This is a genomic window from Rhodococcus sp. SORGH_AS_0301 (genome assembly GCF_030818285.1).
Lineage (GTDB): Bacteria > Actinomycetota > Actinomycetes > Mycobacteriales > Mycobacteriaceae > Rhodococcoides.
The window spans coordinates 1,024,293-1,037,472 of the sequence record NZ_JAUTAC010000002.1; the positions used below are offsets into that span (position 1 = coordinate 1,024,293).

Annotated in this window: 8 protein-coding genes and 1 pseudogene; all 9 read left to right on the plus strand. The window is 70.3% G+C overall.

From position 1 onward, the window contains the following. Window positions 1–8: 8 nt before the first annotated feature. Window positions 9–389 carry a dimethylamine monooxygenase subunit DmmA family protein gene (locus QE397_RS05485; protein ID WP_285185693.1) on the plus strand — a complete coding sequence of 127 codons (381 nt, stop codon included), beginning with the start codon at window positions 9–11 and terminating at the stop codon, window positions 387–389. Then, complete coding sequence (locus tag QE397_RS05490) at window positions 386–1,306, plus strand: PDR/VanB family oxidoreductase (protein WP_307092219.1); 921 nt, start codon at window positions 386–388, stop codon at window positions 1,304–1,306. The genes QE397_RS05485 and QE397_RS05490 overlap by 4 nt, the downstream gene beginning before the upstream one ends. Next, entirely contained in the window at window positions 1,303–2,274 is a 972-nt protein-coding gene (locus tag QE397_RS05495) for a DUF3445 domain-containing protein (RefSeq protein WP_307092221.1), read from the plus strand. The genes QE397_RS05490 and QE397_RS05495 overlap by 4 nt, the downstream gene beginning before the upstream one ends. Window positions 2,275–2,292: 18 nt before the next feature. After that, window positions 2,293–4,348 (plus strand): annotated as a pseudogene (locus QE397_RS05500) (alpha/beta fold hydrolase). 9 nt (window positions 4,349–4,357) lie between these two features. After that, a complete protein-coding gene (locus tag QE397_RS05505) occupies window positions 4,358–7,009 on the plus strand; it encodes a valine--tRNA ligase (RefSeq protein WP_307092223.1) in 2,652 nt (883 codons plus the stop codon). Continuing rightward, window positions 7,006–8,442, plus strand: a complete 1,437-nt coding sequence (locus QE397_RS05510) for a folylpolyglutamate synthase/dihydrofolate synthase family protein (RefSeq protein ID WP_051613338.1) — start codon at window positions 7,006–7,008, stop codon at window positions 8,440–8,442. Before QE397_RS05505 ends, QE397_RS05510 begins: the two co-directional genes overlap by 4 nt. Further along, window positions 8,439–8,837, plus strand: a complete 399-nt coding sequence (locus QE397_RS05515) for a DUF4233 domain-containing protein (protein WP_027505665.1) — start codon at window positions 8,439–8,441, stop codon at window positions 8,835–8,837. The genes QE397_RS05510 and QE397_RS05515 overlap by 4 nt, the downstream gene beginning before the upstream one ends. Window positions 8,838–8,883: 46 nt before the next feature. After that, window positions 8,884–9,297, plus strand: coding sequence for a nucleoside-diphosphate kinase (ndk, locus tag QE397_RS05520; RefSeq protein WP_307092227.1), 414 nt, complete (start codon window positions 8,884–8,886; stop codon window positions 9,295–9,297). A 433-nt stretch (window positions 9,298–9,730) separates the two neighbouring features. Beyond that, a complete protein-coding gene (locus tag QE397_RS05525) occupies window positions 9,731–13,114 on the plus strand; it encodes a translation initiation factor IF-2 N-terminal domain-containing protein (RefSeq protein WP_307092229.1) in 3,384 nt (1,127 codons plus the stop codon). Window positions 13,115–13,180: the final 66 nt, after the last annotated feature.

Sequence of the window (13,180 nt, forward strand, 5' to 3'; positions counted from 1 at the left end):
TCGGCGGCGTGACCGTGCTGATCATCGGCGACGCCGACCGTCTGGACTCGGCCGGTGAGAGCCCGGGCCGATTCGCGGTGCGAGGTCCGGAGTCGGACGCGTGGTTCGACGCCGAGACGGACCGTGCGGTGGTCGGCTGGCGCTGTGTGCTGATCGGTTCCGCAGCCGATGTCGCGGTCTACCGCGAGCGGGCGCTGCGGGCGGGCGCAGAACCCGACGAGATCTCCGTCGTCGTCACGCAGGACGGCAGTGTCGACGTCTACTGCCCGGTGTGCGGAACGGTCGGACCGGCACCGCCCTGTGGGTCCTGCGGTGCGAATCTCGTGGTGACCGACCATGTCTCGAGCCGTCTCGCTGCTCGCCTCGGCGTTCCGGACGCCGCGTCGTGACACTGCGGGTGGTCCACTCGACCGCGGTCACTCCGGACGGTGCGGTGCGGCGCATCGACCTCGCGCCGCTGCGCTCGGGGGACGCGCTGCCGTCGTTCGTGCCCGGAAGCCACGTGGTGGTGCGCTGCGGCGACGACGCGTCCGCCCCGTACAACGCCTATTCCCTGATCGGGCCGCCGCACGCCCCGTCCCTCTACTCGTGCGCGGTACTCGCCGTCGGCGCCGGGTCGCGATGGCTGCAGAGCCGGCGCCCGGGTGACGTCGTCGAGGTCGACACTCCGCGCAGCACCTTCGCTCCGGTTCTCCGTGCGCGGAGGCACCTGCTGGTGGCCGGCGGGATCGGCATCACGCCGATCCTGTCCCTGGCGCGGTGGCTCGGGTCGACCGCCGAGGTGCACTACGTCCACCGGCCGGAACGCGGCGCGTTCGCCGAGGACGTGGCCACGTCGTGCGATGCGCGGATCAGCACCACCCGCGAGGACTTCACGAGCGGACTGGCGGACGCGCTCACCCGGCAGCCACTGGGAACTCACCTGTTCGTCTGCGGGCCACCCTCTCTCGTCGAAGCGACGCTGACTGCCGCGCGTGTGGTGGGCTGGCCGGAGAGCCGTCTGCACACCGAGGCGTTCATCCGCCCCGATACTCCTCGCCGGTCGTTCGTGCTCGAACTCGCGCGCAGCGGTCGCACCCTGCCGGTGTCGGCCGACGAGTCGGTGCTGGACGTCCTCGACACTGCCGCCGTGTCCGTCGACCGGCAGTGTCGTCACGGTGTCTGCGGTCGGTGTCGGACGCCCGTGCTCGCGGGCGCCGTCAATCATCGCGACCTGTTCCTGTCCGACGACGAACGCACACGGTCGGATTCGATGATGGTCTGCGTGTCCCGCGCCGCGGGGGACCGTCTGGTGGTGGACCTGTGACCGACCTACGGGCCTTCCCGTTCCCCTTCGACGGTGACACGTACCGGTACAGCACGAATCTCGAACCGGCGCGCACGGCTCATCGGACCGCCGCGGGCGGCTGGGGTGAGCACGTCGTCGAACCGGGCACCGACTATCGGGACGCGCTGGCCGAACGCGCCCGCATCCTCGCACGGGACCCCAGGCGAGCGGTCTCGTTGCCGCACATGGCGCCGGCCGGGTGGGACGCGCTCGAGACGGTGCTGACCGAACTGCACCGCAGCATGCCCGACGAGACGACGCTCGATCTCGACGACGGGCGTGTCCGTTTCTCGAACAGATTGTCCGGCACCAGCATCGACGTCGCCAGAGGTGACCCGAGCGTCGACCCACTGCTGCTGGCGGCGGGGGAGACCCCGGACGATCTCGTCCTGCTGGACACCCGCGGGGGCGAGCTGTTCGCCGACGCGGGCGTGGTGACGTTCGCGTCGGGGTGGTCCGTGAACTTCGCTCTGGGTGCGAGCTTCGAGGACATCCACGGTCCCGTCCCGCGTGTGCGGGACGAGGGGGTCGTGGCGCGGGCGCGCGCGTTCCTCCTCGGGCTGGGTGCGGGAGCGATCGTGCGGCGCACCAACTGGTCGCTCGGGGTCGATCATCGGCTCGACGCCTCTCTGGAGACGCGCGGGGAGTGGGCACGCGCGCGACGGCACCTCGAGACCGCGTCCGTCGACGAGGTCGGCCGGCGCCTCTGCCTGCGGGTCGAGGTGCAGCACCTGACGCGCCTCGCTCCGTCCGGTGCGATCCTCTTCCTCATCCGCACCCATCAGGCCTCGCTCGACGAACTCGCCGCGGTGCCCGGCTGGGCGGAGCGCGTCGTCGCGGTCACCGCGGAGCTGCCGCGTGACATGGCCGACTACAAGGGGCTGACCGCGCTGCGACCGGCGATCGACCGCTGGTGGCGGAGCAGACGTCGCGCGGTGCTCGGGTGATCGCCTAGGTTCGGGGGCATGACCGACGCGAGCGCTTTCCGGACTCCCGACGCCTACCTCGACCTTCCCCGCATCGCGGGGCTCGCACTGTCCGTCGACGGAGCGTCGCTCGTCACCACGATGTCCGAGCTGAATGCCGCACGGACGAAGTACGTCTCGAGTCTGTGGTCCATCGCGACGGACGGCACGTCGGCGCCGCGCCGGCTCACCCGGTCCGCCACCGGCGACTCCGCACCGACCTTCGCCGCGAACGGCGACCTGCTCTTCGTGCGAGCGGCGTCCGGTGACGACGACGCACCGTCCGCGGTGTGGGCGCTGTCCGCGCGGGGCGGAGAGGCCCGCAGAGTCGCGCACCGTGGTGGAGGGGTCGGGGGAGTCGTGGCCGCGTCCGACGCGCCGGTGTTCGCTGTCTCCGGTGAGGTTCTGGGCGACGTCGACCGTGACGAGACGCTGCGCGCGCTGCGGAAGGACAAGGCCGTCTCCGCGATCCTGCACAGCGGATATCCGATGCGGCACTGGGACAGCGACCTCGGTCCGGCGTCCACGCACGTCTTCGTGGGGAACCTCGGCGACACCGAGGACACCGACGTCGCACTGCGGACGGTGACGCCGCGACCCGGCGGTTCGGCGGGCGGCGGCGCGTACCGCGACACCTCCGTCGCGGTGGCTCCCGACGGCTCGTGGCTGGTGGCCACACGCAGGGTCGCGGGAGCCGATGCCACCACACGGCACGTGCTCGTCCGGATCGACACCTCGGACGGTGCCGACGCCGTGCTGGTCGACGACCCGGTGGCCGACGTCGGAGCCCCTGCCGTCTCGCCGGACGGAACGCGCGTCGCCTATGTGCGCGAGACGCATCCGGAACCGGATGCGGCGCCGCGGACCACGCTGCACGTCCTCGACCTGACGACCGGAATCCCGGAGCAGTGGGCGGCCGGGTGGGACCGGTGGCCGTCGTCGCCGGTGTGGTCCGCCGACGGGCGCAGCATCCTGGTGACGGCGGACGACGACGGCCGGGCACCGATCTTCGTCGTGACGCCCGACGCGGCCCGCCGCCTGACGCACGACGACCACGCCTACACCGACCTGCGCCCGGCTCCGGACGGTGATGTCGTCCACGCGCTGCGCTCGTCGTATCTCGTTCCGCCGCATCCGGTCCGGATCACGCTCGTCGACGGTGCGGTGACCGAGCTGCGATCACCGGCCGCCACGCCGGCACTGCCGGGCACCCTCGAGGACGTCGAGACCACCGCCGAGGACGGTGTGCGGGTGCGCGCCTGGTTGGCTCTCCCCACGGGCACGTCCGCCGACTGGCCCGCGCCGCTGGTGCTGTGGGCGCACGGCGGACCGCTCGGATCGTGGAACGCCTGGTCGTGGCGCTGGAATCCGTGGATGCTGGTGGCCCAGGGATTCGCCGTCCTGCTCCCCGATCCGGCACTGTCCACCGGGTACGGGCAAGGCGTTCGTGCAGCGCGGCTGGGGCCGATGGGGGACGGAGCCCTACACGGACCTGATGGCCGTCACCGACGCCGTCGAGCAACGCGAGGACATCGACTCCACGCGCACGGCGATGATGGGCGGCTCGTTCGGCGGCTACATGGCCAACTGGGTCGCAGGTCACACCGACCGCTTCCGGGCGATCGTCTCGCACGCCGGTCTGTGGGCGCTGGACCAGTTCGGTCCCACCACCGACGAGGCGTCGTACTGGGCGCACGAGATGACGCCGGAGATGGCGTTCGAGAACTCACCGCACCTGGCCGTCGCGGACATCGTCACCCCGATGCTGGTGATCCACGGCGACAAGGACTATCGCGTGCCCGTGGGCGAAGCGCTGCGGTTGTGGTGGGAGCTGTTGTCCGAGTCCGGTTCTCCCGCCGACGAGAACGGGGAGACCGTGCACCGGTTCCTGTACTTCCCCGACGAGAACCACTGGATCCTCTCGCCGCAGCACACCGCTGTCTGGTACGGCGCCGTGCACGCCTTCCTGGCCGAGCACGTACTCGGACAATCCACTCCGATGCCCGAGATCCTCGCGGCGCGACCGGGCCGGACCGTCGATCCCGACGCGCACTAGAATCACCCGGTGACCAGATCGACGACAGCGCCCGACGAGAACCCTGCCGACCGCCTGCCCAAGGCCTGGAATCCCGGTGACGTGGAAGCAGGCCTCTACCAGGGATGGGTCGACTCCGGGTACTTCGTCGCCGATCCGGACAGCGCGAAGCCGGGGTACTCGATCGTGCTCCCGCCGCCCAACGTCACCGGCAGCCTGCACATGGGCCATGCCCTCGATCACACACTGATGGACGTCCTGTCCCGTCGCAAGCGGATGCAGGGCTACGAGGTGCTGTGGCTTCCCGGCATGGACCACGCGGGCATCGCCACGCAGTCGCTCGTGGAGAAGCAACTCGTCGCCGAGGGAACGTCCAAGGACGAACTGGGCCGGGACGCCTTCATCGAGAAGGTGTGGGAGTGGAAGCGTGAGTCCGGCGGCACCATCGGCGAGCAGATGCGCCGGATCGGTGACGGCGTCGACTGGAGCCGCGAGCGGTTCACGATGGACGAGGGCCTCTCGCGTGCCGTCCAGACCATGTTCAAGCTGCTTTATGATCGTGGCCTGATCTACCGCGCCGAGCGCCTCGTCAACTGGTCGCCGGTGCTGAAGACGGCGATCTCCGACATCGAGGTCAGGTACGAGGACGTCGAGGGCGAACTGGTCTCGCTGCGCTACGGGTCGTTGAACGACGACGAACCGCACGTGGTGGTCGCCACCACTCGTGTCGAGACGATGCTCGGCGACACCGCTGTCGCCGTTCACCCCGACGACGAGCGCTACCGGGACCTGGTGGGAACGACGCTTCCGCACCCGTTCCTCGACCGCGAGATCCCGGTCGTCGCCGACGACTACGTCGACCCCGAGTTCGGCACCGGCGCCGTGAAGATCACGCCGGCACACGACCCCAACGACTTCGAGATGGGTCTCCGGCACAGCTTGCCGATGCCGTCGATCATGGACACGTCGGGCCGGATCGCCGACACCGGAACGCAGTTCGACGGTATGGACCGCTTCGAGGCTCGTGTCGCCGTGCGCGAGGCACTCGCGGAGCAGGGCCGCGTCGTCGCCGAGAAGCGTCCGTACGTCCACAGTGTCGGCCACTCCGAGCGCAGCGGCGAGCCCATCGAGCCGCGACTCTCCCTCCAGTGGTGGGTGAACGTCTCCACGTTGGCGGCCTCCGCCGGCGACGCCGTGCGCGACGGGCGCACCGTGGTGCACCCGAAGAGTCAGGAACCGCGGTGGTTCGCGTGGGTCGACGACATGCACGACTGGTGCATCTCGCGCCAGCTGTGGTGGGGGCACCGCATCCCCATCTGGTACGGACCCGACGGTGAGACGGTCTGCCCGGGCCCCGACGAGACGCCGCCCGAGGGCTGGGTGCAGGACCCGGACGTGTTGGACACGTGGTTCTCGTCCGGCCTGTGGCCCTTCTCGACGATGGGCTGGCCCGACCGCACTCCCGACCTCGAGAAGTTCTATCCCACCAGCGTTCTCGTCACGGGTTACGACATCCTGTTCTTCTGGGTCGCCCGCATGATGATGTTCGGCACCACCGTCGGCGACGAGCTGCCCGGTCCGGTGCCGTTCCGCGACGTGTTCCTGCACGGGCTGGTGCGTGACGAGTTCGGCCGCAAGATGTCGAAGTCGAAGGGCAACGGCATCGACCCTCTCGACTGGGTCGACCGATTCGGTGCGGATGCACTGCGTTTCACGCTGGCGCGCGGCGCGCATCCCGGCGGTGACCTCTCCGTCGGCGAGGACAACGCGCAGAGTTCGCGCAACTTCGCCACCAAGCTGTTCAACGCCACCAAGTTCGCGTTGATGAACGGCGCTGTGGTGCAGGATCTCCCGGCCCGCGAGACGCTCACGGACGCCGACCGCTGGATCCTCGACCGGCTGGCGACGGTACGCGCCGAGGTGGACGACGCGCTGGACCGCTACGAGTTCGGCAAGGCGTGCGAGGCGCTGTACCACTTCGCCTGGGACGAGGTCTGCGACTGGTACCTCGAACTGGCCAAGGTGCAGTTCTCGTCGGAGAGCGCGGCGGAACCCACTCGTATCGTCCTCGGTGTCGTGCTCGACTCCATTCTCCGCCTGCTGCATCCGGTCGTCCCGTTCGTCACCGAGACGCTCTGGAAGGCGCTCACGGGCGGCGAGAGCATCGTGGTCGCACCGTGGCCGAAGGAGACCGGGGTCGGAGCCGATCCCGTCGCGTTGCAACGCGTGTCCGACATGCAGAAGCTCATCACCGAGGTGCGCCGCTTCCGCAGCGACCAGGGCGTGAAGCCGAAGCAGAAGGTCCCGGCGCGGCTGCTCGGGGTCGAGGAGGCGGACCTCACGGCACAGATCCCCGCGACCCGTGCGCTCGCCTTCCTGACGGAGCCGGAGGAGGACTTCGCCGAGACGGCGTCCATCGAGGTTCGACTCTCGCTCGGTACCGTCGTCGTCTCCGTCGACACGTCCGGCACCGTCGACGTGGCGGCCGAGCGCAAGCGCGCCGAGAAGGATCTCGCGGCCGCGGAGAAGGAACTCGCCGCCACCACGGCCAAGCTGGGCAACGAGGCCTTCATCGGCAAGGCCCCCGAGGCGGTCGTGGACAAGATCCGCGCACGGCAGCAGATCGCCCGCGAGGACGTCGAGCGCATCACCGCACGTCTGCGTGAGATGGGGCCGGCGTGAGCTATCCGGGAAACTCCGGGCCGGAGGGGGTGACGGGACCCTCGCCGGTCGATCTCGCCGAGTTCACGCTGGTGGAGTCCGAACTGGACCAGCGCTGGGGCGAGACGACCATCGAGCCGTCGCTCACGCGCATCAGTGCGCTGATGGACCTGCTCGGGTCCCCGCAGGCGAGCTACCCGTCCATCCACGTCGCGGGCACCAACGGCAAGACGTCGGTCACCCGGATGATCGAGTCGCTGCTGCGGGCGTTCCACCGGCGCACCGGTCGCACCACCAGCCCCCACCTGCAGTTGGCCACCGAGCGGATCGCGGTCGACGGGGTGCCGCTGACCCCTCGCCAGTACGTCGACACGTACCGCGACATCCTGCCGTACGTCGAGATGATCGACGCGCAGTCGGAGGCCGCGGGCGGGCCCAGAATGAGCAAGTTCGAGGTGGTGACCGCGATGGCGTTCGCGGCGTTCGCGGAGGCCCCGGTCGACGTCGCCGTCGTCGAGGTGGGTCTCGGCGGGCGGTGGGACGCCACCAACGTGGTGGACGCGCAGGTCTCCGTCATCACCCCGATCGGTATCGACCACATCGAGTACCTCGGTACCGATCTGGCCGGTATCGCCGAGGAGAAGGCCGGCATCATCAAGAAGGCCCCCGAACGGCTCGATCCGGTCGACACGGTGGCGGTTCTCGACGAGCAGCAACCCGAGGTCACCGACGTCCTGTTGCGGCGTGCCGTGGAGATGGACGCGGCGGTGGCCCGCGCCGGGTCCGAGTTCGTGGTCCTGGCCCGTCGCGTCGCGGTCGGCGGTCAGCAGCTCGAGCTCCGCGGCCTCGGCGGCGTGTACGACGACATCTTCCTTCCGCTCCACGGTGAACACCAGGCGCGCAACGCCTCGCTGGCCCTCGCGGCGGTCGAGGCGTTCTTCGGCGCGGGTGCCGACCACGGACTCGACGTCGAGACGGTGCGCGAGGGTTTCGCCTCGGTGGTGAACCCGGGCCGACTCGAGCGGGTGCGCAACGCACCGACGGTCTTCGTCGACGCCGCGCACAACCCGCACGGCGCCGCCGCACTCGCCGCGACGCTGACGGCCGAGTTCGACTTCCGCAAGCTCGTCGGCGTCGTGTCCGTGATGAAGGACAAGGACGTCGACGGCATCCTGCAGGCACTCGAACCCGTACTCGACGAGATCGTCGTGACCCACAACGGCTCCCCGCGCGGGCTCGACGTCGAGGCACTCGCCGACGCCGCCGTGGCCAAGTTCGGCGACGAGCGTGTCGTCGTCGCGGAGACGCTCCCGGACGCACTCGAGATCGCGATCGGCATCGCGGAGGACGTCGCGGACGAGGGTGAGGCCGTCTCCGGTGCCGGCGTCGTCGTCACGGGATCCGTGGTGACCGCCGGTGCGGCACGCACTCTCTTCGGGAAGGACCCGGTATGACAGTCCCCGAGGCGGGCCAGGTCCCGCCGCCCGCACGCGATCCGTGGAAGGGGTTCCGCGGCGTCTGCGCCGGCACCCTCGTCCTCGAGGCGATCGTCGTCTTCCTGTCGCTCCCGGTCGTCGCGACCGTCGGCGGTGGACTCACGTGGATCAGTGGGACGTACATCATCGCGCTGGGCGTGGTCATGTTGCTCGGTGCAGGACTGCAGGGTCGGTCGTGGGCTCTGTCCTTCGATCTCGCGTTGCAGGTCCTGGTGATCCTCGGCTTCTTCGCGCACCCGTCGATCGCCGTCGTGGGCGTTCTGTTCCTCGCCGTGTGGGTGTACCTGCTGTATCTGCGCCGCGATCTCCGCAAGCGCATCGCCGAGGGCCGGTTGCCGAGCCAGCGAGAATGACGCCGGTGCTCCGGGGCCGATCGAGGGTCCTCTAGGCTCAGCGCTCGTGACCGAACGCACTCTCGTACTGATCAAGCCGGACGGCGTCGAACGTCGCTACGTCGGCGACATCCTCGGCCGTATCGAGCGCAAGGGGCTCGACCTCCTCGCCCTGAAGCTCCTGACGGTGGACCGCGAGGTGGCGGAGAAGCACTACGCCGAGCACGCCGAGCGGCCGTTCTTCCCCGACCTCATCGAGTTCATCACCTCGGGACCGCTCGTCGCGGCGGTGCTCGAAGGTCCTCGTTCCATCGAGGCCTTCCGTCAGATCGCCGGTGGCACCGACCCCGTGGTCAAGGCGACGCCCGGCACCATCCGCGCCGACCTCGCGCTGGACGGACAGAAGAATCTGGTCCACGGCTCCGACTCGCCCGAGTCCGCTGCTCGTGAGATCGCGCTCTGGTTCCCCGAGCTCGGCTGACGCTCCACCTCGAGTCCCACCCCCGACCGCCGGGCCGCACCGCGAACCCCGCAGTGGCACGCGGCGGTCGGGGAGTGTGGGATACTGGCCTAGGTCGCGGCGCGCACCACGCGAACGTGACCGGATGACAATCACGGACCGAAGCCCGTCATCGCGAACACGCGCAGGCATCGATGCGAGTCTCCTTCTCGCACCGCCGACGCGTCCCGCTGAAGATCAGGTGCTCGGATCGGCCATCCGCCCAGGCAGTGCGGTGACAGTCGCCGACCGTTCCGGTCGACGACCTGACGCAGTGCGAACCCGCTTTTTCGTCGGATCGTCCGATCCCGCGAACGAACCATGACTCCCGCGTGGCCGCGTGCCATTCGACGGACGACGCCCGATCGGGCACCTCGACCGTGGATGTTCGCGCCCGGGAGCCCGAGGAGAACACGTGGCCGACACCGTGCCGCCCCAGGAGCCGCTCGATCAGGGCGCCCCCACCTTCCCCGAGCGCATCCGCGTTCACGCGCTCGCCAAGCTGCTGGGAGTGACCAGCAAGCAGGTCGTCGCCCAGCTGGCCGAGATGGGCGTCGACGTCCGCAGCGTCCAGTCCAGCGTCGTTCGTGACGACGCGCAGACCGTCGCCTCCGCACTGGGTGCTCCGGCGCTCGACGCCGCCGACGTGGCAGATCTGCCCGCTGCGGAGAGCGCACCTCCCGCCGCCGAGGAGACCAGCTTGGCGTCCACGGCCGACGAGAGTCCGGCGTCTCCCACCGAGCCGGACCTCTTCACGAACATCGAGACGGCCGAGGCGACGGCCCCGTCGTCCGCCGACCCCGCCACCGCGCCGCTGTTCCTGCAGCCCGAGGTCACCGAGGCGCCCAAGGCTCCTCGGACGCGGGCACGTCGCGCTCGATCCGCGCCGAAGAAGGCGGAGGTCGACGAGACCACGACAGCGGACGCACCCGAGGCCGACGGCACTGCCGACGTGTCCACCCCTGTCGTCGAGACGGCGACCGAGTCCGACACCTCCTCGTCCGATGCCTCCGCGTCCGACGAGGGCACCGACGACGACGCGAACGAGCAGGACGGATCGTCCGGTCCTCGCCGCCGCCGCCGTGGCCGTCGTGGCCGTGGACGCGGACGCGGCGACAACCAGAACGACGACAACCAGAACGACGATCAGGGCGACGACGACGAGTCGGACGAGTCCGCCGCGGATCGCTCCGATGCGCCTGCCGCCGAGGACGCGACGGCGGAACCGGAGACCACGGACACGGACGACGCCGCGGAGGGCGACGACGCGCCGAAGCGCTCCTCGAGCCGCCGCTCGCGCAGCCGTCGTGGGTCGCGGGCGGACACGTCCGCCGACTCGGACGCGCCCGAGACCACCGATTCGACCGACGCGTCGAGCACGAGCGACACCACTGCCGGCGAGACGGAACCGTCCGCGGAGGACACCGACGGTGCCTCCGGGGAGAACGACGGCGCCTCCGGGGGCAACGACGACGACTCGACCGGGGACAGCGCGAGCCGTCGCCGGCGCCGCCGTCGTCGCCGCAAGAGCGGTGGCGAGAGCGCGGACGCCGAGACCACGACCGACGACGATCCGCCCAACACGGTGGTGCACGAACGCGAGCCACGTCAGCGCGCGGCCAAGTCCAAGGACGAGGTCCAGGGCATCACCGGGTCGACCCGGCTCGAGGCGAAGCGTCAGCGTCGCCGCGACGGTCGTGACGCCGGCCGTCGCCGTCCGCCGATCCTGACCGAGTCCGAGTTCCTCGCGCGCCGCGAGTCGGTGGACCGGACGATGGTCGTGCGCGAGAAGTCGCTGGCCGGGCACCCGGACCTGACCCAGGTCGCGGTGCTCGAGGACGGCGTTCTCGTCGAACACTTCGTCACCAGCACGGCCTCGGGCTCCATCGTGGGCAACGTCTACCTCGGCCGCGTGCAGAACGTGCTGCCCAGCATGGAAGCCGCGTTCATCGACATCGGCAAGGGCCGCAACGGTGTGCTGTACGCCGGCGAGGTCGACTGGGACGCCGCCGGTCTGGGCGGCAACAGCCGCAAGATCGAGCAGGCGCTCAAGCCCGGTGACCAGGTGCTCGTGCAGGTCAGCAAGGATCCCGTCGGGCACAAGGGCGCCCGGTTGACCACGCAGATCTCGCTCGCCGGCCGCTTCCTGGTCTACGTGCCCGGTGGCTCGTCCACCGGCATCAGCCGAAAGCTGCCCGACAACGAGCGCAAGCGTCTCAAGGACATCCTGCGCGACATCGTCCCGTCCGAGGCCGGGGTCATCATCCGGACCGCGTCTGAGGGCGTCAGCGCCGAGGAGCTCGAGCGCGACGTCACCCGTCTGCAGGCGCAGTGGGCCACCGTCTCGGAGCGCTCGACGGGTGCCGAGGCGTCCAAGTCGTCGGCTCCGGTCACGCTGTACGAGGAGCCCGACCTCCTGGTCAAGGTGGTCCGCGATCTCTTCAACGAGGATTTCTCCAAGCTGGTCATCGAGGGCGACCGTGCCTGGTCGACGGTGCAGAACTACATCGAGACCGTCGCCCCCGACATGCTGCCCCGCGTCGAGCGGTACACCTCGGCGTCCAAGGACGTCGATGTCTTCGGTGCCTTCCGCATCGACGAGCAGCTGGCCAAGGCGCTCGACCGCAAGGTGTGGTTGCCGTCCGGCGGCACGCTGGTGATCGACCGCACCGAGGCCATGACCGTGGTCGACGTCAACACCGGCAAGTTCACCGGTGAGGGCGGCAACCTCGAGGAGACCGTCACCCGGAACAACCTTGAGGCGGCCGAGGAGGTCGTGCGGCAGATGCGCTTGCGCGACATCGGCGGCATGATCGTCGTCGACTTCATCGACATGGTGCTCGAGTCCAACCGCGACCTGGTGCTCCGTCGCCTGACCGAGGCCCTGGGCCGCGATCGCACACGGCACCAGGTGTCCGAGGTGACGTCGCTCGGACTGGTCCAGATGACGCGCAAGCGCATGGGTACCGGTCTCATCGAGGCGTTCTCCACGACGTGCGAGCACTGCCACGGGCGTGGGCTGATCATGCATCAGTTCCCCGTCGAGCCGGCCAAGGACGAGGGTGGGCGCTCCCACTCCCGCTCCGATCGGTCGCGGTCCGACAACTCCCGTTCGGACACCACCTCCCGCTCCGACAACTCCCGCTCCGACAGCCAGGCCTCCGAGGGCGGCTCGCGTCGCAAGCGCGGCGGCCGGGACCGTTCGGAGAATCGAGTCGACGAGACGACGACGGCCGAGACCACCGAGTCCGAGTCGGGAAGCGACACGGCTGTGCGTCGTGCTCATCCCGTCGCTCTGGCCATGGCGGCGCACCTGCATCCGGACGATGTCGCCGAGGTGGCGGACACCGTGTCGGATCCGATCGAGGACGCGACGGCCGCCGTGGCAGCGGTGCGCGACGCCGCCGGCCGCAACGGCCGATCGGACTCGGCCGCCGAGGTGACCGAGACGTCGGACACGCCGTCGACACCCGATTCCGCCACACCCGAACCCGCGGCGCCGGAGCCTGTCGCTCCCGAACCCACCGCCGCGACGCGTCCGCGCCGCAGTCGTCGGGTGTCCCGAGCGGCGTCCGCGCCGGCCGGGGACTCCGCCGGCACGGTCATCGTGGTGCCCTCGGCACCCGAGACGTCCACGGCAGCACCGACTTCCGACAGCGGCGACGAGGGCGGCGCTGCCGAACCCGTTGCAGTGACCGTCGGGGGCGGCGCCTCCGTGGAGCCCGTCGCACCGGTCCGGCGTCCGCGCCGTCGGGCAGCGGGTCGGCCGGCCGGACCGCCGGTGGACGACGAGGCCTGAGCTGCGGCCGAGCACCGGGCCCGGCGGTTTGACCGGGCCACGGGCTCTACCGTAATCTTGGACAGT

What these genes read in the sequence shown, in the direction of transcription:
- QE397_RS05515 (WP_027505665.1), top strand. Translation starts at nt 8,439, where the DNA reads ATGACAGTCCCCGAGGCGGGCCAGGTCCCGCCGCCCGCACGCGATCCG.